This is a genomic window from Benzoatithermus flavus (assembly GCF_037908215.1).
Taxonomy (GTDB): domain Bacteria; phylum Pseudomonadota; class Alphaproteobacteria; order Geminicoccales; family Geminicoccaceae; genus Benzoatithermus; species Benzoatithermus flavus.
This window is the reverse complement of sequence record NZ_JBBLZC010000001.1, coordinates 310,147-333,451: the sequence shown is the minus strand read 5'-3', so window position 1 is coordinate 333,451 and position 23,305 is coordinate 310,147. Positions and strand designations below refer to the sequence as shown.

Genomic DNA, 23,305 nt, shown 5'->3' with positions numbered 1-23,305 from the left:
TCAGCCCGTGCCTCCGGCAGCGTGCTGCCGCGCGACGGTGACGTCCGTGAGCTCCGGCGGGACGGCATCCCGGCTCGCGCCGGCTGACCTCGGACCGATCCGGGCGAGGACCTCGCGCAGCTTTTGCGGGTCGATGGGCTTGGCGAGATGGTCGTTCATGCCGGCGTTGCGGCAGGCCTCGACGTCGGCGGCGAAGGCATGCGCGGTGATGGCCACGATCGGTACCGATTCCGCCGCCCCGCCCAGGCTGCGGATACGCCGTGTCGCCTCGAGCCCGTCCATCTCCGGCATGCTCACGTCCATGAGCACGAGATCCGGTACCTCGTCCCGCACCGCCGTCACCGCCTCCGCCCCGTTGACCACGAGCCGCACCCGATGCCCGTCGCGCTGCAGCAGCGCCTTCAGGAGTTCGCGGTTGGTGAACACGTCGTCCGCCACCAGCACCGAGAGAGGGCGCATCCCCACCTCGGCCGGGGGCGACGGCGATGGCGCCTCGGCCGCGGGTGAGAGCGGTAGCTCGAACCAGAAGGTCGAGCCCTGTCCGGAGGCACTCTCGGCCCCGATCCGGCCGCCCATGCGCTCGACCAGCTGCTTCGAGATCGCGAGCCCCAGTCCGGTGCCGCCGTGCCGACCGCGCGTGGTATCGAGTTGGCTGAAGCTCTCGAACAGCTTTCCCCGCTGCTCGGGCGCGATGCCGGGGCCGGTATCCGTGACGGCGAAGCGCACGACGCGGTCGCTCGCCGGCATCGCCTGGAGCCGGATCCATCCCTTCTCGGTGAACTTGGCGGCGTTGCCCAGCAGGTTCGTGAGCACCTGCTTGAGCCGGATGGGATCGCCCGTGACGGCCGAGGGCAGGGACGGGTCGGCCAGAAGCTCGAATCCGACGGGCTTGTCGGCGAGCAGGACGCTCGCCACCGAGACGAGCTCCTGCAGGAGCCGGTCGAGACGGAAGGATTCGTGCGCGATCTCGAGCTTGCCGGCCTCGAGCTTCGAGAAGTCGAGCACGTCGTTGAGGATGGCGAGGAGATCCCGGCCGGTCTTGAGGATGATCTCGACCTGGGCTTTCTGCTCGGGATCGAGCACGCTCGCCCGGAGCAGCTCGGCGAAGCCCAGCACCGCGGTCATGGGCGTCCTGATCTCGTGGCTCATCTGGGCGAGGAAGCGCGCCTTGGCCTCGGCCGCAGCCTCCGCGGCCACCCGCGCCGCCGCGAGCTCGCGCTCGCGCTCCTTGCGTTCCGTGACGTCGCGCACGACCCCGGTGAGCAGCCTGCGGCCGTGGAGCCGGGTCTCGCCGACGGTGAGCTCGACCGGGAAAACGGCGCCGTCCTTGCGTCGTCCTTCCCCCTCGCAGCCGATCCTGATCGCCCGGCGCTCGCCGGTGACGAGATAGCGGGCGATGCGGTCGCCATGGGCGAGGCGATGGGTCTCCGGCATCAGCATGGTGATGCTGCGGCCGATCATCTCTTCGGCGGCATAGCCGAACAGACGCTCGGCAGCGGGGTTGACTGCCTCGATCGTGCCCTGCTCGTCGATGGTGACGATGCCGTCGAGCACGGTGTCCAGGATCGCGCCGAGCCGGGCCGCGTTCGCCTGTGCCGCCGCCTCGGCGTGCTTCAGCCGGGTGATGTCGCGGTAGACCACGACCAGCCCGCCGGAGCTGGTCCGACGCGCGATGCCCTGGAGCCAGATCCCGCTCGCGGTCTCGAACGCCGATCCTTCCGGGGAGAGAAAGCCGGCGTACTGCTCCGCGAACCAGCACTCCGCGTCCAGCGCGCCGATTCCTTTGTATTCGCCGCGCAGCGCCATCGCACGCGCGAGCTCGTGGATGGGGCGGCCGGCCACCCGCTCCTCCAGACTGCGCGGAAAGAGCTCCTCGACCTTCCTGTTCCACAGGACGATCCTCTCGTCCTGGTCGTAGAGAACGAGGCCGTCCGCCATGTTCTCGAGGGCGTCCTGGAGGTGCTGCCGCGTCGCTGCCAGTTCCTCCCGCAGCCGCTTCTCCGCGGTGATGTCGCGATTGTGCCCGACGAGGCCGACGATCCGGCCCCTCTCGTCGCGGATCGGCGCCTTGAGCGAGCAGAGCCAGCGCGTGCTGCCGTCGCGCCGCCTCACGATCTCCTCGACGACGATGGCCTCCCCTCGGGCGAGCACGGCCTGCTCGTGGCGCCGATAGGCCTCGGCGAGCTCCGGGGGATGGAAGTCGGTATCGCTCCTGCCGACGAGATCCTTGGCGCTCGCCACACCCATGAAGGCGGCGGTGGCCAGGTTCGCGGCGATGAAGCGGCTGTCCGGGTCCTTGGCGTAGACCTGGTCCGGCATCGCTTCGACCATCGCCCGGTAGATCGTGTGCTCCTGCGCCGTGCGGCGCAGCTCGAGCTGGGTCGCGACGATGGCCGCGAGGTCCTCGAGACCGCGTATCTGCTCGGCGGTGGGCGAGCGCGGGACCGTGTCGATCGCGCAGACCGCGCCAAGGCGGAAGCCGTCGCTCGTGACGATCGGTGCACCCGCGTAGAAGCGGATGCGCGGGGTGTCGGTCACCAGTGGGCTGTCGGCGAAGCGGGGGTCTTCATGCGCATCCTCGACGACGAGCGCCGCGCTGGCGAGGATCGCGTGGGCGCAGAAGGCGTGCTCGCGCGGGGTTTCCGTGGTGTCGATGCCGCAGCGCGCCTTGAACCACTGACGCTCCGCATCGACGAGGCTCACGAACGCGATCGGCGCCGCGAACAGGCTGGCGGCGAGCCGGGCGATGCGGTCGAACACGGGCTCGGGTGCCGTGTCGAGGATGTCGAGGCGATGCAGCGCCTCGAGACGCGCGGACTCGTCGGGCGGCAGGGGAGGTGGCATCATCGCTCGACGATACCGGCGTCCGCCAGCCGTCGCATGGCGGCCGGCTCGTTCGCGACGTCGCAAAGCGGCACCGCGGTGCCGAGCCGCCAGGGGCTGCCGCTCGTCGAGCGCAGCGGGAAAAGCCGGATCATGTCCGATCGGTCCAACGAGGCGTCGTTCGTTTCGCAGCAGAAAGCTAGGGGCTCATATCGCCACGACGCGATGTGACGGATGGTTGCACGCAATCCTTTCCCGCCCATCCGGACCGTTCCGCTCCGGCTCGGGTGACGACGGCCGAGCTGCGCGGGAGCACGGCGAGGGCGACGATGTACGCTGCGGACGACCGAATGACGACGTCGGATGACGAGGCAGGATCGCTGCGCCTCGGAAGATGGAACCCGAGAAAGAGTTCCTGGCGAGGTTCTCGACGGGAATGGTGGGCGCGACTGGGATTGAACCAGTGACCCCTACGATGTCAACGTAGTGCTCTCCCGCTGAGCTACGCGCCCGTGGCCCCGGCTTCTAGGCAAAACCGCGGGCCGGCGCAAGGGGTGTTTTGCGGGCCGGCGTGGCATATCCGCTGCTGCGGCCCCGTCGCCGCTTGCGGCGCCGATCGCGCTATGGTGTTGTCCCCGGCACCACGGGCGAAGAAAGGCGATGCAGCAGTCTCAGAGCGTGCCCTACCTGATCGTTGCTCCGGTCGGCCAGCACTCGCCGGTCGTGCTCTCCTCGCCGCACAGCGGCCGGCTCTATCCGGAGGACCTCCTGGCCCAGCTCCGGGTGACCGCCGAGCAGCTCCGCCCGCTCGAGGACGGCCCGATCGACGAGCTGGTCGTCCGCGGCTGCGCGGCCGGCGCCACGCTGATCGCCGCCACCTACCCGCGCGCCGTCGTGGACCTCAACCGCGAGGCCTCGGAGCTCGACCCCGAAGCACTCCTCGACCCGGCAGCGGCCCCCGACCTGAGACTCACCGTCAAGGCACGCGCCGGCCTCGGCATCGTTCCTACCCGCCTCATGGGCGAGCCCATCTATCGCGAGCGCCTGACGGTCGCCGAACTGGAGCGCCGGCTCGCTGAGGTCTACGAGCCCTACCATGCCGAGCTCGCAGGTCTCGTCCGCGAGCGGCGCCAGCGCTTCGGCGCCGCGTTCGTGCTCGACTGCCACTCCATGCCCACCGTCCAGCCGCCGCTGCGCGACGAGGCGCCGGTCGACGTGGCACTGGGCGACCGCTTCGGGCGGAGCTGCCATCCGCGGCTCGTCGAGGTGGCCGAGCGCTTCCTCGCCGCCGCCGGGCTCAAGGTCGCGCGCAACCGTCCTTATGCCGGCGGCCACATCACCGAGCATTACGGCCGGCCGCTCCAGGGCAGCCATGCGCTCCAGCTCGAGCTCCGGCGCAGCCTGTTCATGGACGAGGCCAGCCACGAGCCGCACGCCGGCTTCGCCTGGCTGCAGGAACTCCTGGGCGAGCTCGTCCGCCTTCTGACCGAGACCGTGCTCGAGCTCGCGCATCATGTGCCGCGCCCCGTGCCGGCGCCCGTCCGGATCTGCGGCATCGGCTCCGGTCGGGCCTTAAGGATGGCTTAAGCCCTCGCGTGCCATCCTCTCGGCGGCACACGAGAGGATGCGCATACCGGTGCGGCTGGTCGTTCTTCTCCTTCCGCTTTTCCTCCTTGCCGGTCCGCCCGTCGTGCGGCCGGCGCTGGCCGACGACGCCGAGCTCTGCGCTGCCGCGATCCGGGCCGCCGAGGCATCGAGCCGGGTCCCGCCGGGCCTTCTGGGCGCCGTGGCGCTCAGCGAGTCCGGGCGCTACGACGCGCGCCGGGGCCGGACGGCGCCCTGGCCCTGGACCGTGAACAGCGGCGGCGATGGCCGCTACTTCGCGACCAAGGCCGAGGCGATCGCCCATGTCGAAGGCCTGCAGCGCAGCGGGCGGCGCAACATCGACGTGGGCTGCATGCAGATCAACCTGATGCACCATCCGGGGGCGTTCGCGAGCCTCGACGAGGCGTTCGATCCCGCCCGCAACGTCGCCTACGGCGCCGGCTTCCTGAGCCGCTTGCGCGACAGCTCCCCCTCCTGGGCCAGAGCCGTCGAGCGCTACCACACCGCGCGCGAGGAGGAAGGGCGCGCCTACCGCGAGAAGGTCTACGACCGTTGGCAGGAGGTACGGCTGGGGCGTGCGCCCGAGCTGACGGGAGGTCGCGAAGGGGTAGCCCCCGACGTGCTGCGCCCGCGCGTTTCGCCGCCGCTGCAGACGGCAGCGGCGCGCGGCTTCGTCCGTCTCCTGCCGGCCGCGGGCCGGATCGGGGAAGGGCGGGATGCCGTACCGGAGAGCATGTGGGGCCGCATCGGGCCGCGTTCCGTCGCTGGCCTGACGAGCCTGCGGCCGGCAGCCTTGCCTCTGCGGCCGGCAACCTTCCCGGAGCGGCGCCCGTCTCCGGCTGCGCCGAGCCGTGGGGCCGCAGGCGTCTCGGGTCGCGGCGTCCTCGAGCTGATCCCGGCCACGGGCCGGGCGGACGTGCTGCAGCCGTCGCCGGCACCCGGTGCGAGGGTCGTCGTGCCGCAGTCCGTACGGCTTCCCGGCAGCCGGCTGCGGTTGGTCTCGTCGCGTCGCGTCCTGATCCCGGTGCCGCCATGATGGTCCCGGAGTCCGCCGGACGTCGGCGAGGAGCGGCGAGGCCCGGGCGTGCGGTACACCCGCTGGCGGACGGTTCGGCGGCCGGGAAACGGGCGCGGCCCTGCCGGCCACGCGCAGGACCGGAACGGTGTCGGCGCTTCGGCCCGTACGGCGCGGGCGCCCTGCCCGAGCTCCGCGGGCGAGGCCGCGCCGGGCCGAGCGCCCGAGGTCGGCCGTGTGGCGGCGGTTGTCAGAGCGGGCGCTCGGAACTAAGAGGGGGGCCGACTGCAGCGCCGGGAGTCTCCAAGCGTGTCGATCCTGTCCTCGAGCCTCGCCCGCATCAAGCCCTCGCCCACCATCGCGGTCACCAATCTCGCGCGCGAGCTGAAGGCGCAAGGCCGCGACGTGATCGGCCTCGGCGCCGGCGAGCCCGACTTCGACACGCCGGAGCACATCAAGGAGGCGGCGATCGCGGCCATCCGCCGGGGCGAGACCAAGTACACGGCCGTGGACGGCACGCCCGAGCTGAAGCAGGCGATCGCCCTGAAGTTCAAGCGCGAGAACGGCATCGAGTACCGCACCGACGAGATCACCGTCGGCACGGGCGGCAAGCAGGTGCTCTACAACGCCTTCATGGCGACGGTGGAGCCCGGTGACGAGGTGGTGATCCCCGCCCCCTACTGGGTGTCCTACCCCGACATGGTGCTGCTCGCGGGTGGTACGCCCAGGTTCGTCTCCTGTCCCGAGCAGACCGGCTTCAAGCTTCGGCCCGAGGACCTCGAGGAGGCGATCTCGCCCAAGACCAAGTGGGTCGTCCTCAACTCGCCCAACAACCCGACCGGTGCCGCCTACAGCGCCGAAGAGCTCAAGGCGCTCACCGACGTCCTCGTCCGCCATCCGCACGTGTGGCTGATGACGGACGACATGTACGAGCACCTGGTCTACGACGGGTTCACCTTCGCGACCGCGGTCCAGGTCGAGCCTTCGCTCAGGAGTCGCACGCTCACGGTCAACGGCGTCTCCAAGGCCTATGCCATGACGGGCTGGCGGATCGGCTATGCCGGCGGGCCCAAGGAGCTGATCAAGGCGATCGGTGTCATCCAGTCGCAGTCGACCTCGAACCCGTCCTCGATCAGCCAGGCGGCGGCGGTGGCGGCCCTTACCGGCGATCTCTCGTTCCTGCCCGAGCGCAACGCGGTCTACAAGGAGCGGCGCGACCTCGTCGTGGACATGCTGAACCGCGCTCCTGGCCTGCGCTGTCATCGGCCCGAGGGCGCTTTCTACGTCTATCCGAGCTGCGCCGGGGTCATCGGCAGGCGCACGGCCAAGGGGGTGACGCTCGCCACCAGCGAGGACTTCGCGCGCGAGCTCCTGAACGAGGAGGGGGTCGCCGTGGTCCATGGCAGCGCCTTCGGCCTCGACCCTTATTTCCGCATCTCCTACGCCACGAGCACGGCGTTGCTCGAGGAGGCCTGCGCCAGGATCATCCGCTTCTGCGAGCGGCTCGCGGATTGACCGCCGTCGGGCAGTCCGGCGTGGCGGGCAGCACCTCGGACCACGCCGGCCCGAGCCGGCTCATGTGGCCCGCCTCCACGAAGCGCTCGACGCCGGCCCGGTCGCCGCTCGCCAGGAGATACCGAAGCTCGAGGCGGCGATCGGGCGCGGAAGCCTCGAGCAGAGCGGGCGGTGGCGCCGCGGGGCTGCCGGCGCTTCGGGCGACGGCATCTTGCCCGTCCTTCGGCAGCGTGACCGGCGCTCCGACCGACGCCGCCGCTGCTGCCCTCTCGGGTTCGTTTCGCAGCGGCGCGCCCGCCGGCGCCGGGCCGCCCCACCCCGCTGCCTGCCCGGCCGCGATGCCTCGGCGCATCTGCAGGAACGCCTCCACCCCCATGCTACGGGACGGCCCGATATCGGGCGCCGAGGCGGGCGCCGGTTTTCCGGCTTCGCCCATGGGCGGCAGCGCGGCGTGCGGCGAGGCCTTTCCATCCGTAGCCGCCGCCGTGGGTTCGTTTCGCGGCGCCGTCGGCTCGTTTCGTCGCGCTGCCGCGCTGCGGGGCGCGATCGCGGGCTCGTCTCGTGGCGTCGCCCCGGCTGCCGCCGGTGCCGCTACGGACCCGGCCGCGGCCGGCTCGACCGGCGCTGCCGCGGCCTCGTCCGGCTCGGGCAGAGGCTCGTGGCGGGCGAGGGCGTCGAGCAGGCGGAACAGCATCCGGTCGAGCCGCGCCTGGTAGCGCTGCACGGCGTTGAAGCGGCCCGCGTCCCAGACCAAGGGCGAGCCCGGCACGTAGCCGCCGATGTAGCTGGAATCGGGCCGCCGCTCGCGCTGGGCCAGCACCTCGGCCTCGATCCGATCACCCCGGTACTGGCGCCACATCACCGAGGCCAGGCGCTGCACGAGATGGGCCGCGATCTCGTCCTGCGGCGCGAAGCGCGCGGCGAGGCGGGATTCGAGCTCGGCGTAGGCCTCGGCGTCCTCGCCGCGGGAGAGCGTGAAGCGGTCGGCGGTGAGCCCGTGCTTCAGCGCGTTCATGGCGGAGCGGCGCTTGCCGGCCTCGGTGACGGGACCACGGGACTTCGCGCCGTTCAGGCGCGCGGCCTCGGCCCGGGTGAGCCTCGGCCGGTCGGGGGAGGGGCTGCTCGTCACGTCCATCGCTCGGCTCCGAACCGCGGCGGGTTGCTCGACGGATGAGGAACGTAGCATATTTAGGATGAAAAGCCTAGATCGATGATGCCCCGATCCGGCACCGTGTCGTGTGGCGCCGCTCGCTGGAGCAGCCCGATTCGCTCGCGCGAAGACGCACGGCGGGCGGGCGTGATCGCGGGCGGCCGATCCTCGCCCGATCGGCAGAGAGCTTCGGGAACGGGGCGCGCGTGCCGATGCGGATCGACGGCTGGCCGGCGCCTGCCGTCGCGCCGAGGTCCGGCAGGATTGCCCCGGCGTGAGGACGGAAGGACGTGGGTGCACGAGGGCGGTCGTCCAGCAGGGACGGCTGAGACGGTCGTGCACGTCGGACTCTGCGGATGGCTCGCGGCCATGGGCCGGCAGTGCCGATGGCGGGTCCGCCGGACGCGACCGACGGTGGACGGGGCGTGCCGGTGGGATCGGGCCTCCCCGCTGATCCTGAGCTGGAGCCGGGCACACGACCTGCCGGCGGCACCGCTCGTGGGTGTCGTCCCGCCACAGCCGCGGGAGGCCCGGCGCAGCCGGTCGGCATCGCTCTTCCAGATGTCGGGAATCGCGCGTAATCTGACCTGGAGCGACGCCCATGATCGACAGCGTCGAGCTCCGTCGTCGAAGGTGCGTGGACCAAAGCTCCGCGAAGCATGGCGTCGCGCCGACGACATCGGGGCATCCGCGGCACGCCCGAGAATGACCCGGCAGCTTCCCGAGATGCTCGACCCTCGCCATCGGGCCATCCGACCCGCGCTCCGTCTCCAGACCCCTAGAACATTCCCTGTGACCGAGACCGCTGCATGAACACGAGGAACAGCTTTCAGGAGACCCGTGAGAACTGGAGCACGCTCACCTTCTACGAGCGGTTCGAGCAGATCGTCTGCCTCATCCTGACGCTTCTGATCGCGGCGGTGATCCTGGCCGCGACCTGGCACCTGAGCGCCCGCATCGTGATGCTGCTGCTGGTCGACGCGGTCGATCCGGCCAACCAGACGGTGTTCCAGACCATCTTCGGCATGATCATGACCGTGCTGATCGCGCTCGAGTTCAAGCACTCGCTCTTGGGCGTGCTCGAGCGCAAGCACAGCATCGTCCAGGTCCAGACCGTGGTGCTGATCGCGCTCCTGGCGCTCGTGCGCAAGTTCATCCTCATCGACGCGACCAAGACCGAGCCGCTCACCCTGATCGGCCTGGCGCTCGCCGTGCTGGCCCTGGGCGGGGTCTACTGGCTCGTGCGCGAGCAGGATTATCGCGAGGCACACGAGGCTTCCGGCGACCGGCCGAGCCCGCGTGCCGACGTGGACGAGCCCGTCGGCGGGACGGAGGCGGGACACGGCGCCCATGGACGTCGGAGCGCCGGCGGATCGTAGCCGCGCCACGTCCGGCCTTCGATCCGCGGCCCGCTTCGGGAAAGACGGTCGGCAGCACCTGCTGCGGGCGGCAAGAGCGAGCGGCCCTCGCGAGCCGTGGCCGGCGTCGCGGCGGCATCCGGCTTTCGCGGCTTCGGCAGACCTTCTCCCGGCCAGGGGCGGCGGAGGCCAGGAAGGCGGGCGGAGAAGCGGCTCGGTCGGGTGGCGCCGACGCGCTCAGCCGCCGGTCGCGAAGATCGGATGCCGCACGCGAGCGCCCGGTACGATGCCGAGGCGCTCGGCGGTGCCGGCGTTGACCTCGAGCACCGCCCGGACCGGCCGGCCCGAGGGGATCGGCTCCTCCGAGTAAGGGGTCGTGTCGCGCGCGATGCCGACCACGACCCCGTGCGCGTCGATGAACAGCATGTCGAGCGGGAGCGGCGTGTTCCTCATCCAGAACGCCACCGGCTGCTCCGTCCCGAAGTCGAACAGCATCCCATGGTCGACCGGCATGCTCTCGCGGAACATGAGGCCTTTCGCCCGGGTCTCGGGCGTGTCGGCGAGCTCGACCGTGAAGCGTCGGGGGCCCTTGGCCGTCTCGATGAAGAGCTCGCCCGCCGTCTCGGCCGAAGCAGCGGCCGCCCACGCGGCGGCCGCGGCCGCGAGGCCGCAGCCCGCGGCGAGGGCTTGGCGTCGCGTCATGGCTTGGCGGCGCGGCGGCGGCGTGCCATCACGGAGCACCGGCGGCTCCACCATGGTCGGGACGGGACGAACGCGCATGGATCTCAAGGCTCACATCCGGACGATCCCGGACTTTCCCAAGCCCGGAATTCTGTTCTACGACATCTCCACGTTGCTGGCCCATGCCGAGGCGTGGCGGGAGACGGTCGAGCGGCTGGCCGACGCGGTCAGAGCCTACCGCCCCGACGTGCTCGCCGCCATCGAATCCCGCGGCTTCATCTTCGCTGCACCCGTAGCCTACAAGCTCGGCATCGGCTTCACGATGGTGCGCAAGGTGGGAAAGCTGCCGGGTGCCGTGGTGAGCCACGCCTACGATCTGGAATACGGCAGCGACACGCTGCAGGTGGCGGAAGGGCTCGTGCCCGCCGGCAGCCGGGTGGTGCTGATCGACGATCTCCTCGCCACGGGCGGAACGGCGCAGGCTTCGGTGCAGCTCCTGCGGAAGGTGGGGGCCGAGGTGGCGGGGGCGGTGTTCCTGATCGAGCTCATGGGGCTCAAGGGCCGGGCCAGGCTCGACGTGCCGATGACGACACTGCTCGGCTACGAGGGCGGCTGAGCCGCGACGGGTACCGGCATCGGCGGCTTTCCTGATCGTCGCGGAGCATAGGAACGGGCTCGGGCGCTGCCGGTTGATCCGACCGACCGGCGGGCGCGCCGTATCGCCGCTCACCCCTCTCACGCGCGTGAAGGAGCCAGCGATGGAGTTCAAGGATCGGGTCGTCGTCATCACGGGCGCTTCGAGCGGCATCGGCCGCGCCACCGCTCATGCCTTCGCCGGTCGCGGTGCCAGGGTCGTGCTCGCCGCCCGTTCCGCCGACCAGCTCGAGGAGGTCGAGCGCGAGTGCGCCGATCTCGGTGCCCGCGCCCTGGCCGTGCCCACCGACGTCGGCTCCTATCCCGAGGTCGAGGAGCTCGCTGCCCGCGCCGAGCGCGAGTTCGGCGGCTTCGACGCCTGGATCAACGACGCCGGCGTGCTCCTGATCGGCCGCATCGACGAGGTGCCGCCCGAGGACTTCACCCGCGTCGTCCAGACCAACCTTCTCGGCACCGCCTATGGCGCACGCGTGGCGCTCGCCCATTTCCGTCGGCGCCGGCGCGGCACCCTGATCAACATCGCCTCCATCGTCGCCGGCGTCGGCCAGATCTACTCCGCCGCCTACGTCGCCAGCAAATGGGGCGTGCGCGGCCTGAGCGAGGCCTTGCGCATGGAGGTCAAGGACGAGCCCGGCATTCACGTCTGCACCGTCATGCCGGCGGCGATCGACACCCCGATCTTCCAGCACGCCGCCAACTACACCGGCCACGACATTCAGGCCATGGCGCCGGTCTACCCGCCCGCGCAGGTGGCCGAGGCGATCGTGCGCCTGATGCATCACCCGAGAGCCGAGGTGACGGTCGGCGATGCCGGGCGGCTGCTCCAGGCCGCCCGCTCCCTCCTGCCGCAGGCCGTGACCACCCGCCTGGTCGGCACGTTCCAGGAGCGCGGCATGCTGGCTCCCCGTCCGGAAGGCCCTCATCCCGGCAATCTCTACGATCCATCGGGTTCCACGGCCGCGGTCCACGGCGGCTGGCAGGGGCAGGTCGCTTCGGGCGCCACCGCCGACACGATGCTGCGCCTCCTCGGGCTCGGCATGGCCGGGCTCGGCACGGTCTGCCTGGTCGCCGCGCTCGCGCGCAGGCCCTGGCAGGGCCACGCGCGCTAGGCGCTGCCGCTCGTCGGGCGGGATGGTAGGATCCGGAATCCGATCCCGCCCGTAGCATGTCGAGCAGGCGACCGAGCCTGCCGGGAGGCTGTCATGGAAGATCCGCTGACCCAGAGCGCGCTCGACTATCATCGTTATCCGACACCCGGCAAGATCGCGGTCACCCCCACCAAGGGCATGACCAACCAGCGCGACCTCGCCCTGGCCTACAGCCCCGGCGTGGCCGCACCCTGCCTCGCGATCAGGCAGGACCCGCTCACCGCCTACGACTACACGGCCAAGGGCAACCTCGTGGCCGTGATCTCGAACGGCACCGCGGTTCTGGGCCTCGGCAACATCGGTGCGCTTGCCGGCAAGCCCGTGATGGAAGGCAAAGGCTGCCTGTTCAAGAAGTTCGCCGGCATCGACGTGTTCGACGTCGAGATCGACGCGACCGACCCCGACAAGTTGGTCGAGATCATCGCCTCGCTCGAGCCCACTTTCGGCGGGATCAACCTCGAGGACATCAAGGCGCCCGAGTGCTTCACGATCGAGACCCGCCTGCGCGAGCGGATGAAGATTCCGGTGTTCCACGACGACCAGCACGGCACCGCGATCGTGGCGGCCGCCGCGCTCCTCAACGGGCTCGAGGTCGTGGGGAAAAGGATCGAGGACGTCAAGCTCGTCTGCTCGGGGGCGGGGGCCGCCGCGATCGCCTGCCTCGATCTCGCGGTGGGCCTGGGCGTGCGCAAGGAGAACATCTTCGTCACCGACAGCAGGGGCGTGCTCCACACCGGCCGCCTCGTCAGCCTCGACGCGCAGAAGGCCCGCTACGCACAGGACACCGACGCGCGCACGCTCGCCGACATCGTGCCCGAGGCCGACGTGTTCCTGGGCCTTTCGACCGCGGGCGTGCTCACGGCCGAGATGGTCGAGAAGATGGCCGAGCGGCCACTGATCCTGGCACTCGCCAACCCCGAGCCCGAGATCCGGCCGGAGCTGGCGCTCGCGGTCCGGCCCGACTGCGTCATCGCCACCGGGCGCTCGGACTACCCGAACCAGGTCAACAACGTCCTGTGCTTTCCCTTCATCTTCCGCGGCGCCCTCGACGTCGGCGCCACCACGATCAACGAGGACATGAAGCTCGCCTGCGTGCGCGCCATCGCCGAGCTGGCCCGGGCGGACGTCTCGGACGTGGTGGCGGCGGCCTACGGCAAGCACGATATCCGCTTCGGCCCCGAGTATCTGATTCCGCGCCCGTTCGATCCGCGCCTGATCACGACCGTGGCGCCGGCGGTGGCCGAAGCCGCCATGCGCAGCGGCGTGGCGACCCGGCCGATCCAGGACCTCAAGGCCTACCGCCATCAGCTCGAGCGCTACGTCTACACCTCCGGCACCATCATGCAGCCGGTGTTCGCCGCCGCCGCCGAGACCGAGGTCAGGCGGCGCATCGCCTATGCCGAGGGCGAGGATTCGCGGACCTTGCGCGCGGTGCAGGTGGTGGTCGACGAGGGGCTGGCGCGCCCGGTCCTGATCGGCCGGCCGGATGCGATCGCGGCGAGCGTGCGCGAGCTGGGGCTGCGCCTCGAGGCGGAGCGCGACTACGAGGTGATGAGCCTCGACGACGAGGCCGAGCTCGCGCGGGCCGCCGAGGTCTATTACCGCCTGATGCGCCGGCGCGGCATGACGCCCGAGGCGGCGCGCGTCGAGATGCGGCGCAACGCGACCCTGATCGGCGCGATGCTCCTGCGCGACGGCCGGGTCGACGGGCTGTTGTGCGGCACGTTCGGCTCGTACCAGAGCCACCTCGAGCACGTGGCAGACGTGGTGGGCCTCGCCGAAGGGGTACAGGCCTTCGCCGCCATGAACCTCCTCATGCTGCCCAGGCAGACGGTGTTCGTGTGCGACACCTACATCAACCCGGACCCCACGGCCGAGCAGCTCGCCCGGATGGCGCTGCTCGCGGCCGAGGAGGTGCGCCGCTTCGGCCTGACCCCGCGGGTGGCGCTGCTCTCGCATTCGAGCTTCGGCTCGGCCGACACGGAATCGGCGCGGAAGATGCGCGCCGCGCGCGAGCTCCTGGAGCGTCTCGCACCCGACCTCGAGGTCGAGGGCGAGATGCATGCCGATGCTGCGCTCTCCAAGCGGATCCTGGACCGGGTGTTCCCGGATTCGCGGCTCTCGGCCGAAGCGAACCTCCTGGTCATGCCGAACCTCGATGCCGCCAACATCACCTTCAACGCCCTCAAGATCGTGGCCGGCGAGGGGGTGACGGTGGGGCCGATCCTGCTCGGCCCGGCGCGGCCGGTGCACATCCTGACCCCCACCTCGACCGTGCGGCGCATCGTCAACATGACGGCGCTCACCGTCGTCGACGCCGCCGCTCCCCGCCGGAGCGAGCCTCCTTCGGGCGCGGCCTGACCGCTCAGCCCGCGAGCGCGGCGCGAACGACCTCGCCGGTACGGGCGACGTGACGATGCATCAGCTCGCCCGCGCGCCGCGCGTCCCTGGCCGCGAGCGCCGCCAGGATGCCGGCGTGCTCGGCCACCGATTCGTCCCAGCGCTCCTGGGAAAGAAGCGCCATGTAGCGCGCGCGCCGCACCCGGGTCATCAGCCGCGCGTGCACCTCCTTCAGCACCGCGTTGCCCGAAAGCGCCACGATCGCCTCGTGCAGCGCGTGGTTGTCGTGCGCGTAGTCGTGCCGGTTGCGGGCGGCATGGTGCTGCTCGATCCGCGCCTGCAGTGCTGTGAGCCGGGCCAGGTCCGCCTCGCTCGCCCGCGCCGCAGCCAGCTCGGCGGCCGTCCGCTCGAGCCCGCTCAGCACCTCGAACAGCTCGCCGAGCTCGGCAGCGCTCAGGCCGGCGACCCGGGCGCCCCGGCGCGGCAGCAGATCGACCAGCCCCTCGGCCGCCAGGATCTTCAGGGCTTCGCGTAGAGGCGTGCGCGAGACCCCGAGCTGCCCGCACAAGGCGGCCTCGTTCACCCGCGTGCCCGGTGCCAGCTGGCCCTCGACGATCATGTCGCGCAGCCGCTCGGTGACCTCGTCGTGCAGCGGCCGGCGCCGAATCGGCCGCGCCGCCTCGGCCACGCCATGCGCGGACATCGCCTCGCCATCGATCGCATCGGGCAGCGCCACGATCAGCCTCCACAGCTTCCGGCTCGGCGGGCCGAGTCGGGGGAAATCACCTCGAGCCAGCAGATATAGGCTTGACAGCGCGCCGGCAATGCGGCTAGGCAAGCCACCATACAAAATTTTGCATGCAAAATTCAAAATTGACGTGCGAGAGCGATCCTTCCGCCCTGCCGGACGCTGCTCGCGAAAGGGAAGGCTATGCCGTTGCTCGACCCCGCGCCGCGAGACCGCCTCGCGGCCGCCATCGCCGGCCCGTGCCGCAGCCGTGCCCGCGGCTGCGCCGTCCGCCTGCGCCATCCGCCCGGCCGCACCGCCGGGCCGGCACCATCCGGCACCGATCCTCGGAGGCTTCACCTGCCATGACCCGCCGCACCCTTCTCGGGATGCTGACGCCATCCTCGAACACCATCCTGGAACCGGTCTCGAGCGCCATGGTGGCCGCTCTGCCCGACGTGTCGGTCCATTTCGGCCGGTTCCGCGTCACCGAGATCTCGCTGGACCAGGCAGCGCTCGGCCAGTTCGCCTACGAGCCGATGCTGGAGGCGGCTTCGCTTCTCGCCGATGCCAGGGTGCAGGCGATCTGCTGGAACGGCACCTCGGCGAGCTGGCTCGGGCTCGACCAGGACCGCGCTCTCTGCGCCGCGATCACCGAGCGCACCGGCATCGAGGCGACCTCCTCCGTACTCGCTCTGGTCGAGATCTTCCGCCTCACCGGCGTCGAGCGCTTCGGCCTCGTCACCCCCTATCTCGACGAGATCCAGGAGCGCATCGTTCCGAACTTCCGCAAGGAAGGCTTCGCCTGCGTCGCCGAGCGCCACCTGGGCGACCGTGGCAACTTCTCGTTCTCGGAGGTCTCGGCCGCGACCCTGACCGCCATGGTGCGCGAGGTGGCGGGAGCGAAGCCGCAGGCCATCACGATCTTATGCACCAACCTCAAGGGCGCGCCTCTGGTCGAGCGGCTCGAGCAGGAGATCGGCATCCCGATCTACGATTCGGTCGCCACGGCGCTCTGGAGCTCGCTCCGCCTCGCCGGCGCCGACCCGCGCCGGGTCCAGGGCTGGGGTCGGCTGTTCCGCGAGGTGGCTTGAGCCCGTCCTTCATCCCACCCGTCATCGCCGCAGCAGGAAGACCCGGACATGAGCATCGCCTCCACCTCCACCGCCCCCCCGGCCGCCGGCGCCGCCGCGACTACCACGCGGACCAACGTGCGCTGGAAAATCTTCTGGATGATGCTGCTTCTGATCTCGATCAACTACATCGACCGCGCTTCCTTGTCGGTGGCCATGCCGATCATCGGCAAGGAGTTCGGCATGGACCCGGCCATCCAGGGTCTGGTGCTCTCCTCGTTCTTCTGGACCTATGCGTTCATGCAGGTACCGGGCGGCATGCTCGCCGACCGGTTCAAACCCCGGATCGTGATCACCGCCGCCACCATCGGCTGGGGTTTCTTCCAGGCCATCGCCGCCGTCAGCACGGGCTGGGTGCTGCTGCTCCTCACCCGTCTCGGCCTCGGCGCCGCCGAGGCGCCGATCTATCCCGCCGGCGGCAAGCTCAACGCGATGTGGCTGACCCGCAACGAGCGTGGGCGCGGGGCCACGCTGCTCGACGGCGGCGCGCCGCTCGGCGCCGCGCTGGGTTCGATCGTCATCGCCGGCCTGATCGCCGGCCTCGACTCCTGGCGGCTGTCCTTCGTCGTCGCCGGTGTGGGCACCATGCTCGCCGGGCTGTGGTGCTGGTACTATATCCGCAACGACCCCAGGGAGCATCCCAGCGTCAACGACGCCGAGGCCCGTTACCTCGAGGAGGCGCACGCCGCGGAAGACGCCCAGTCGCCGGCGGTGGTCGGCGGCAGCCCGATGCGCTTCTTCCACTATCGGTCGGTGTGGGCGATGTGCTTCGGCTGGATGTTCTTCAACACCGTGTGGTACGGCCTGCTCACCTGGATGCCGAACTACCTCTACAAGGTCCACGGTTTCGACATCAAGCAGCTCGGCGGCGCGTCGTTCATCATCTTCTTCGCCGGCTTCGTGGGCGAGCTGGTCGGCGGATACCTGTCCGATCTCTGGAAGGCCCGCGGAGGGTCGTCCAACGCCGTCCATCGTACCCTGTTCGGCGTCGCCGCGGTCATCGCCACGGTCTCGGTCTTCCTGGTCTCCCAGGTCACGAACGCGGTCGCCGTCGTCGTCCTGCTCTCCACCACCTTGTTCTTCCTGCGCTGGTGCGGCCTGTACTGGGTCATCCCGTCCATCCTCGCGACCCGGGAGCGCACCGGCTTCCTGGGCGGCGCCATGAACCTCGGCGGCAATATCGGCGGCATCTCGACGCCGATCATCGTCGGCCTGATCGTCTCCGCGACCGGCTCCTACTTCCTGGCGCTGATGTACTTCGCCGCCGCTGGCGCGCTCCTGTTCCTGTGCTCGATGTCGATCGACTATAGCCGGAAGCTGCCCGTCTAGAGCCGGCCCACGCCACTTTCCACCGCCAGAGCACGCAAAGGAAAAGATCATGGAGGCTCGTCACCTGCACCCGAGCCGCCGCCTCCGGCGGCTCCTCCTGGGCTCGCTTCTCCTCGGCGCCACGACCGCGAGCCTGCCGGCTCCGGCGGCCGAGCCGGCGACCGACCTGCCGACCGCGCAGCCCGGCGAGGTCGGCATGGACCCCTTGAAACTCGCCCGCCTCTCCGCCTGGCTGCGCGACGAGAAGCTCGACGTGCGCAGCCTGCTCGTGGTCAAGGACGACAAGCTCGTGTTCGAGCGCTACAGCGGCGGGCTGAGCCGCGACCACAACTACGAGCTCTACTCCGTCACCAAGACCGTGACCTCGCTCCTGTTCGGCATCGTGGCCGGCGAGGGCAAGGTCAGGCCCACCGACAAGGTCGCCGACTGGATCATGAAGGCGCATCCCGAGTTCGAGCAGGCTCTCGCCGACAAGCAGAACATCGAGATGCGCCATCTCATGGCGATGTCGAGCGGGCTTTACTACAAGCAGGTCGAAGGCACGGACCCGCTCTATTACACGGCCCCGAACCGGCTGCAGGTGGCGCTCGGCACGACGGCACGGGTGCCGCCGGAGCAGACCTTCGAGTACACCGACGTGAACCCGGTGCTGGTCGGCACCGCGATCGCGACCGCGGCCGGCGAGCCCGAGGACCGGCTCGCCGAGGAGCGGCTGTTCCAGCCTCTGCAGATGAAGAACTATCACTGGACCGGTGCGGACAAGGCCGGCTCGGTCTCGGGCGGCTGGGGGCTGCGCTTGCGTGCGGTCGACATGGCAAAGCTCGGCCTCGTCATGCTGCACGGCGGCCAGTGGCAGGGCCGCCAAGTCGTGCCCAAGAGCTGGGTCGAGCAGATGTCGGCCCCGACCACTAAGGCCGCCAGCGACTACGGCTATTACTGCTGGATCAACCACATCGTGGACAGTGAGCGCGAGTTCGGCGCCATGGGCTTCAAGGGGCAGTTCATCACCGTGCTACCCGAGGAGAACGCGGTCGTGGTGATGACCAGCATCCTGCCGACCGAAGGCGGGCTTAGGGATGCCACCTACATCAATCTCTACCGGAAAATCGTGAACGACTACGTGCTGCCTGCCATGCACACGCGCGTGACGCCGGCGGCCGCGGCGGCGGGGCAGGAGGCGCTGCGCGACGAGCTGGCGCGGAGCGCCCGCAGCAAGGGTATCCCCGGCACCGACCTGGCGTTCAACGACGCCCCCGAGCGCTGAGCCTGCAATCCGAGACCCAGGATGACCACCATGACGATCCGCAACGCCGCCCGCCGCTGGGCCGCCTCCCTCGTCGTGCTCGCAGCACTCGCCGCGCCGCTGCCCGCCTTCGCCGCACCTTCGGACCTGCCTTCCGCCCGACCGCAGGACGTGGGCGTGGACCCGATGCGTCTCGTCCAGCTTTCCCAGTGGCTGCGCGACGAGAAGCTCGACGTGCGCAGTCTGCTCGTGGTCAAGGACGACAAGCTCGTGTTCGAGCGCTACAGCGGCGGGCTGGATCGCGACTACAATTACGAGCTCTACTCGATCACCAAGGGCGTGACCGCGATCCTCGCCGGCATGCTGGTGGACGAGGGCAGGCTCCGCCTCGACGCCAAGGTTGGCGAGCTGGTGGCGAAGCTGCGCCCCGACCTCGCGGAGAAGTTCACCGACAAGCAGGATCTCGAGGTCCGGCACATCCTGACCATGTCCTCCGGCCTGCACTACGACTTCAAGTCCAAGGACGACCCGATCTACTACGCGGCACCCGACCGGCTGCAGCTCGCGGCCGAGGCGCAGCCCAAGATCCCGCCCGGGACGACGTTCGAGTACACCGACATCAACCCGATCCTGACCGCAGCCGTGCTCGGTGCCGCCGCCGGCATGCCGATCCAGGTCTATGCCGAGCAGAAGCTGTTCGAGCCCTTGGGCATGAAGAACTGGGCCTGGGGCCGCGCCGACCAGAAAGGTCTGGTCTCGACCGGCTGGGGCCTGCGGCTGCGGCCCGTCGACATGGCGAAGATCGGCCTCCTCGTCCTGCACGAGGGGAAATGGCAGGGTCGGCAGCTCGTCTCCGCCGGATGGGTCAGGCAGATGACTTCGCCCGGCGTGGTGCCCTATTTCGGCGACTATTGGTGGATCAACGACATCGTCACGAGCGAGCCCGAGTACGACACGATGGGCTTCAAGGGCCAGTTCATCGTGGTGCTGCCGAAGCGTGACACGGTCGTGGTGATGACGAGTCTGCTCCCGATCGAGGGCGGCCTCAGGGATGCCGGGAACGTCCAGATCTTCCGCGAGATCGTGAACGGCCACATCCTGCCGGCGCTCGCCGCCGGCAGCGGGCCGGGCGATCCGTCCGCCGCTGCCGCGCTCGCGCACGAGCTGGCGCTGGCGCAAGCCAGCAACCCGCCTCCGGGTGCGGCACCGGATCCCTTCGAGACCGACACGCCTCGCAAGTGAGCTCCGCACCCGCCGCGGTGGGCGCTCGCCAACCTTTTGAGCCTTCAGGATCGGACCATGCGTCTTCTCGTCGTCAATCCCAACATCTCGGAGAGCGTTTCGCGGCTGATCGCCGAGGAGGCGAGGCGGGCCGCCTCGCCCGGCACCGAGATCACCATGGTAACGGCACCCTACGGGGTCGCCTACATCGAGACCCGGTTCGAGGCGCAGATCGCCGCCCAGGCGGTGGCGGAGCTCGTCGCCGAGCGTCGCCATGCGCACGACGCGGTGGTGGTGGCAGCGTTCGGCGATCCGGGGGTCCCCGGCCTCAAGGAGGCTCTGGACATCCCGGTGGTCGGCATGACCGAAGCCGCGCTCGTGAGCGCCTGCCTGCTCGGTCAGCGCTTCTCGATCGTCGCGATTTCGCGGCGGATCACCGCCTGGTACCGGGAATGCGTGGCGTACAACGGGCTGCTCGGCCGGCTCGCGAGCATCCGCTCGCTGCGCCAGCCGCTCGCGAGCATCGGCAGCGTACAGGCCGACCATGCACGGCAGCTCCGCGAGCTGTGCCTGATGGCGGCCGAGGAGGACGGGGCGGACGTGGTGATCGTCGCCGGGGCACCACTCGCCGGGCTCGCCCGCGCGCTGAAAGGGGAGCTGCCGGTGCCGGTGGTGGACGGGGTGTCGAGCGCGGTCTGCCACGCCGAGACGCTGGTCCGGCTCGACCCCGGCGCGGCGCGCGCCGGCAGCTTCGCTCCGCCGCCGCGAAAGCCCCACGCCGGCCTCTCGCCCACGCTCGCGGCGCTGCTCGAGCGCGGGCACGGCTGAGGCCCGCAGGGCGTCGAGCGGGCCGGGTCAGAGGTTGCGCGCGATGACCATGCGCTGGACGTCGCTCGTTCCTTCGTAGATCTGGCAGACGCGGACGTCGCGGTAGATGCGCTCGACCGGGAAGTCCGCGAGATAGCCGTAGCCGCCGTGGATCTGGATGGCGGCGGAGCAGACCTCCTCGGCCATCTCCGAGGCGAAGAGCTTCGCCATCGACGCCTCGGTGAGGCAGGGCCGGCCCGCCTCGCGCAGGGCTGCGGCATGGAGCGCCATCTGCCGCGCCACCGCGATCCGCGTCGCCATGTCGGCGAGCCGGAAAGCGATCGCCTGATGCTCGATCAGCGGCTTGCCGAAGGCCGTCCGCGCGTGGGCATAGTCGCGCGCCGCCTCGAACGCGGCGCGCGCCATGCCGATGGATTGTGCGGCGATGCCGATCCGCCCGCCCTCCAGGTTGGCGAGCGCGATCCGGTAGCCTTCTCCTTCCTCGCCCAGACGCAGCCCGGCCGGCAGGCGCAGATCCTCGAACACGATCTGGCAGGTGTCCGAGGCGTGCTGGCCGAGCTTCTCCTCCACCCGCGCCACCTTGTAGCCGGGCGTGTCGGTCGGGACGATGAAAGCGGTGATGCCTTTCTTGCCGGCTGCCGGGTCCGTGACCGCGAAGGCGATCACGAGCCGGCCGTTCTTGCCCGAGGTGATGAACTGCTTCGTGCCGGAGAGGACGTAATGATCACCGTCGCGCCGGGCGCGCGTCCCGATCCGTGCCGCGTCCGAGCCGGCCTGGGGCTCGGTCAGGGCGAAGCCGCCGATCCACTGCCCGCTCGCGAGCAGCGGCAGGAAGCGCCGCTTCTGCTCCTCGGTGCCGAACTTCAGGATCGGCATGCAGGCGACCGAGTTGTGGACGCTCATGATGGTGGAGCAGGCGCCGTCGCCGGCCGCGATCTCCTCGAGCGCCAGGGCATAGGCGATCTGGCCGGTGTCGGAGCCGCCGTAAGCCTCCGGCAGCAGCATGCCGAAGAACCCGAGCTCGCCCATCTCCCGCAGCGCCGCCGCGGGAAAGGCATGGGTCCTGTCCCATGCCGCCGCGAAAGGCGCCAGGCGCTCGCGGGCGAAGGTCCGCGCCGTGCTCTGGATCTGGAGCTGCTCCTCGGTCAGGATCATGGCGCGGGGCCTTTCCCTATCCGCTCAGGACAGACGCTCGATCGCGACCGCGGTGGCCTCGCCGCCGCCGATGCAGAGCGAGGCGATGCCGCGGCGCAGGCCGTGCCGCTCGAGCGCGGTCAGGAGGGTGACGAGGATCCGAGCTCCGGAGGCGCCGATCGGATGACCCAAGGCGCACGCGCCGCCGTGCACGTTGACCTTCTCGTGCGGCAGGCCGAGCTCGTGCATCGCCGCCATCGTCACCACCGCGAAGGCCTCGTTGATCTCGTAGAGATCGACCTCCTCCTTCGTCCAGCCGACCCGCTCCAGGAGCTTGCGGATGGCGCCGACGGGGGCGGTGGTGAACCAGGCGGGTGCCTGGGCATGGGTGCTGTGGCCCTTGATCTCGGCGAGCGGCGTGAGGCCGCGCCGCTCGGCCTCGGAGCGGCGCATCAGCACCAGTGCGGCGGCACCGTCCGAGATCGAGCTCGAATTGGCCGCGGTCACCGTGCCGTCGGGCCGGAACGCCGGCTTCAGGAGGTGGATCTTGTCCGGCACCGCCTTGCCCGGCTGCTCGTCTTTCCTGACCTCGCTCTCGCCCTTACGGGTGCGGACGGTGACCGGCACCGTCTCCGCGTCGAAGGTGCCGTCCGCGACCGCTTTTTGGGCGCGCGTCAGCGAGGTCACCGCGAACCGGTCCTGCGCCTCGCGGGTGAACTGGTAGTGCTGGGCGCAGTCCTCGGCGAAGGTGCCCATCAGGCGGCCCTTGTCGTAGGCGTCCTCGAGTCCGTCGAGGAACATGTGGTCGATCACCCGGCCGTGCCCCATGCGGTAGCCGGCGCGCGCCCGGTCGAGAAGATAAGGCGCGTTCGACATGCTCTCCATGCCGCCCGCCACCATGACGTCGTTGCTGCCGGCCGTGATCAGATCATGGGCGAGCATGACGGCTTTCATGCCCGAGCCGCACATCTTGTTGATCGTGGTGCAGCCGGTGCTCTCCGGGATGCCGGCGCCGAGCGAAGCCTGGCGGGCCGGAGCCTGACCCTGGCCGGCCGGCAGCACGCAGCCCATGATGACCTCCTGCACGTCCTCCGGCCTCAGGCCGGCGCGCTCGACGGCGGCCCGGATCGACGCCGCCCCGAGCTCGGGCGCGGCGAGGCTCGCCAGCTCGCCCTGGAAGCCGCCCATGGGCGTGCGGGCCGCGCCGACGATGACGATGGGATCAGGGGTGGTCATGGCAGCTCCTCACCAGCGGGTTGGCCGCGCTCGCGGATCACGAGGCCTCAGGACCGCCCGGCGGTGCCGCCGGGCCGGACGCCGAGCCCGTCCTCGAGGTCCGTGATCTTCGTCCGGCACGTCCGGCCCGTGCTCCGGCGTGCGATGCGCGACTCTACCTTGAGG

At 70.5% G+C, this 23,305-nt stretch carries 19 protein-coding genes and 1 tRNA gene; 12 read left to right on the top strand and 8 right to left on the bottom strand.

Features of this window, described 5'->3' with window-relative positions; genetic code table 11:
• The 3 genes from U1T56_RS01515 to U1T56_RS01505 form a co-directional block, all read right to left on the bottom strand.
• A complete protein-coding gene (locus U1T56_RS01515) occupies positions 1-2,847 on the bottom strand; it encodes a PAS domain S-box protein (RefSeq protein WP_418157655.1) in 2,847 nt (948 codons plus the stop codon).
• Positions 2,844-2,978, bottom strand: a complete 135-nt coding sequence (locus tag U1T56_RS01510) for a hypothetical protein (protein WP_418157654.1) — start codon at positions 2,976-2,978, stop codon at positions 2,844-2,846. Before U1T56_RS01510 ends, U1T56_RS01515 begins: the two co-directional genes overlap by 4 nt.
• Before the next feature lie 282 nt (positions 2,979-3,260).
• A tRNA-Val gene (locus U1T56_RS01505) sits at positions 3,261-3,335 on the bottom strand.
• 148 nt (positions 3,336-3,483) lie between these two features.
• On the opposite strand from U1T56_RS01505, the gene U1T56_RS01500 reads away from it, so the two are divergent.
• From U1T56_RS01500 to U1T56_RS01490, 3 genes are all read left to right on the top strand, one after another.
• Positions 3,484-4,410: an N-formylglutamate amidohydrolase gene (locus U1T56_RS01500; RefSeq protein ID WP_418157653.1), complete on the top strand. Its 927-nt coding sequence runs from the start codon at positions 3,484-3,486 to the stop codon at positions 4,408-4,410.
• 37 nt (positions 4,411-4,447) lie between these two features.
• Positions 4,448-5,464 carry a transglycosylase SLT domain-containing protein gene (locus U1T56_RS01495; RefSeq protein ID WP_418157652.1) on the top strand — a complete coding sequence of 339 codons (1,017 nt, stop codon included), beginning with the start codon at positions 4,448-4,450 and terminating at the stop codon, positions 5,462-5,464.
• A 288-nt stretch (positions 5,465-5,752) separates the two neighbouring features.
• Positions 5,753-6,958: a pyridoxal phosphate-dependent aminotransferase gene (locus U1T56_RS01490; protein WP_418157651.1), complete on the top strand. Its 1,206-nt coding sequence runs from the start codon at positions 5,753-5,755 to the stop codon at positions 6,956-6,958.
• Here U1T56_RS01490 and U1T56_RS01485 read toward each other — a convergent pair.
• The gene (locus U1T56_RS01485) at positions 6,927-8,093 is read right to left on the bottom strand and encodes a hypothetical protein (RefSeq protein ID WP_418157650.1); all 1,167 of its coding nucleotides are present in this window, start codon (positions 8,091-8,093) and stop codon (positions 6,927-6,929) included. The genes U1T56_RS01490 and U1T56_RS01485 overlap by 32 nt on opposite strands.
• 824 nt (positions 8,094-8,917) lie before the next feature.
• On the opposite strand from U1T56_RS01485, the gene U1T56_RS01480 reads away from it, so the two are divergent.
• Positions 8,918-9,487, top strand: a complete 570-nt coding sequence (locus U1T56_RS01480; protein ID WP_418157649.1) for a phosphate-starvation-inducible PsiE family protein — start codon at positions 8,918-8,920, stop codon at positions 9,485-9,487.
• Positions 9,488-9,703: 216 nt separating this feature from the next.
• On the opposite strand, the gene U1T56_RS01475 is transcribed toward U1T56_RS01480, so the two are convergent.
• A complete protein-coding gene (locus U1T56_RS01475) occupies positions 9,704-10,246 on the bottom strand; it encodes a DUF192 domain-containing protein (RefSeq protein WP_418157648.1) in 543 nt (180 codons plus the stop codon).
• Here U1T56_RS01475 and U1T56_RS01470 point away from each other — a divergent pair.
• From U1T56_RS01470 to U1T56_RS01460, 3 genes are all read left to right on the top strand, one after another.
• Complete coding sequence (locus U1T56_RS01470; protein WP_418157647.1) at positions 10,245-10,763, top strand: adenine phosphoribosyltransferase; 519 nt, start codon at positions 10,245-10,247, stop codon at positions 10,761-10,763. The genes U1T56_RS01475 and U1T56_RS01470 overlap by 2 nt on opposite strands.
• Before the next feature lie 142 nt (positions 10,764-10,905).
• On the top strand, positions 10,906-11,910 hold the full coding sequence (locus U1T56_RS01465) for an SDR family oxidoreductase (protein ID WP_418157646.1): 1,005 nt from the start codon (positions 10,906-10,908) through the stop codon (positions 11,908-11,910).
• 93 nt (positions 11,911-12,003) lie between these two features.
• Entirely contained in the window at positions 12,004-14,310 is a 2,307-nt protein-coding gene (locus tag U1T56_RS01460; RefSeq protein ID WP_418157645.1) for an NADP-dependent malic enzyme, read from the top strand.
• A gap of 4 nt (positions 14,311-14,314) precedes the next feature.
• Here the strand turns inward: U1T56_RS01460 and U1T56_RS01455 are convergent, their stop codons facing one another.
• Positions 14,315-15,025, bottom strand: a complete 711-nt coding sequence (locus U1T56_RS01455) for a GntR family transcriptional regulator (protein WP_418157644.1) — start codon at positions 15,023-15,025, stop codon at positions 14,315-14,317.
• 356 nt (positions 15,026-15,381) lie between these two features.
• On the opposite strand from U1T56_RS01455, the gene U1T56_RS01450 reads away from it, so the two are divergent.
• The 5 genes from U1T56_RS01450 to U1T56_RS01430 are packed head-to-tail and all read left to right on the top strand — an operon-like array spanning position 15,382 to position 20,770.
• A complete protein-coding gene (locus U1T56_RS01450) occupies positions 15,382-16,110 on the top strand; it encodes a maleate cis-trans isomerase family protein (protein ID WP_418157643.1) in 729 nt (242 codons plus the stop codon).
• 48 nt (positions 16,111-16,158) lie between these two features.
• Positions 16,159-17,478: an MFS transporter gene (locus U1T56_RS01445; RefSeq protein WP_418157642.1), complete on the top strand. Its 1,320-nt coding sequence runs from the start codon at positions 16,159-16,161 to the stop codon at positions 17,476-17,478.
• A 49-nt stretch (positions 17,479-17,527) separates the two neighbouring features.
• Complete coding sequence (locus U1T56_RS01440; protein WP_418157641.1) at positions 17,528-18,742, top strand: serine hydrolase domain-containing protein; 1,215 nt, start codon at positions 17,528-17,530, stop codon at positions 18,740-18,742.
• Between the two features lie 30 nt (positions 18,743-18,772).
• Complete coding sequence (locus U1T56_RS01435) at positions 18,773-19,963, top strand: serine hydrolase domain-containing protein (RefSeq protein WP_418157837.1); 1,191 nt, start codon at positions 18,773-18,775, stop codon at positions 19,961-19,963.
• Positions 19,964-20,020: 57 nt separating this feature from the next.
• Positions 20,021-20,770, top strand: a complete 750-nt coding sequence (locus U1T56_RS01430; RefSeq protein ID WP_418157640.1) for an aspartate/glutamate racemase family protein — start codon at positions 20,021-20,023, stop codon at positions 20,768-20,770.
• Between the two features lie 27 nt (positions 20,771-20,797).
• Here the strand turns inward: U1T56_RS01430 and U1T56_RS01425 are convergent, their stop codons facing one another.
• Together U1T56_RS01425 and U1T56_RS01420 are read right to left on the bottom strand one after the other, a co-directional pair.
• Positions 20,798-21,925, bottom strand: coding sequence for an acyl-CoA dehydrogenase family protein (locus U1T56_RS01425; RefSeq protein ID WP_418157639.1), 1,128 nt, complete (start codon positions 21,923-21,925; stop codon positions 20,798-20,800).
• A gap of 24 nt (positions 21,926-21,949) precedes the next feature.
• Positions 21,950-23,140: an acetyl-CoA C-acetyltransferase gene (locus U1T56_RS01420; RefSeq protein ID WP_418157638.1), complete on the bottom strand. Its 1,191-nt coding sequence runs from the start codon at positions 23,138-23,140 to the stop codon at positions 21,950-21,952.
• Positions 23,141-23,305 lie beyond the last annotated feature (165 nt).

Excerpts from the sequence above, each read along its gene's own strand:
- U1T56_RS01515 (WP_418157655.1), bottom strand. The coding sequence starts at position 2,847 with ATGATGCCACCTCCCCTGCCGCCCGACGAGTCCGCGCGTCTCGAGGCG.
- U1T56_RS01510 (WP_418157654.1), bottom strand. The coding sequence starts at position 2,978 with ATGATCCGGCTTTTCCCGCTGCGCTCGACGAGCGGCAGCCCCTGGCGG.
- U1T56_RS01500 (WP_418157653.1), top strand. The coding sequence starts at position 3,484 with ATGCAGCAGTCTCAGAGCGTGCCCTACCTGATCGTTGCTCCGGTCGGC.
- U1T56_RS01495 (WP_418157652.1), top strand. The coding sequence starts at position 4,448 with ATGCGCATACCGGTGCGGCTGGTCGTTCTTCTCCTTCCGCTTTTCCTC.
- U1T56_RS01485 (WP_418157650.1), bottom strand. The coding sequence starts at position 8,093 with ATGGACGTGACGAGCAGCCCCTCCCCCGACCGGCCGAGGCTCACCCGG.
- U1T56_RS01480 (WP_418157649.1), top strand. The coding sequence starts at position 8,918 with ATGAACACGAGGAACAGCTTTCAGGAGACCCGTGAGAACTGGAGCACG.
- U1T56_RS01470 (WP_418157647.1), top strand. The coding sequence starts at position 10,245 with ATGGATCTCAAGGCTCACATCCGGACGATCCCGGACTTTCCCAAGCCC.
- U1T56_RS01475 (WP_418157648.1), bottom strand. The coding sequence starts at position 10,246 with ATGCGCGTTCGTCCCGTCCCGACCATGGTGGAGCCGCCGGTGCTCCGT.
- U1T56_RS01465 (WP_418157646.1), top strand. The coding sequence starts at position 10,906 with ATGGAGTTCAAGGATCGGGTCGTCGTCATCACGGGCGCTTCGAGCGGC.
- U1T56_RS01460 (WP_418157645.1), top strand. The coding sequence starts at position 12,004 with ATGGAAGATCCGCTGACCCAGAGCGCGCTCGACTATCATCGTTATCCG.
- U1T56_RS01450 (WP_418157643.1), top strand. The coding sequence starts at position 15,382 with ATGACCCGCCGCACCCTTCTCGGGATGCTGACGCCATCCTCGAACACC.
- U1T56_RS01445 (WP_418157642.1), top strand. The coding sequence starts at position 16,159 with ATGAGCATCGCCTCCACCTCCACCGCCCCCCCGGCCGCCGGCGCCGCC.
- U1T56_RS01440 (WP_418157641.1), top strand. The coding sequence starts at position 17,528 with ATGGAGGCTCGTCACCTGCACCCGAGCCGCCGCCTCCGGCGGCTCCTC.
- U1T56_RS01435 (WP_418157837.1), top strand. The coding sequence starts at position 18,773 with ATGACGATCCGCAACGCCGCCCGCCGCTGGGCCGCCTCCCTCGTCGTG.
- U1T56_RS01430 (WP_418157640.1), top strand. The coding sequence starts at position 20,021 with ATGCGTCTTCTCGTCGTCAATCCCAACATCTCGGAGAGCGTTTCGCGG.
- U1T56_RS01425 (WP_418157639.1), bottom strand. The coding sequence starts at position 21,925 with ATGATCCTGACCGAGGAGCAGCTCCAGATCCAGAGCACGGCGCGGACC.
- U1T56_RS01420 (WP_418157638.1), bottom strand. The coding sequence starts at position 23,140 with ATGACCACCCCTGATCCCATCGTCATCGTCGGCGCGGCCCGCACGCCC.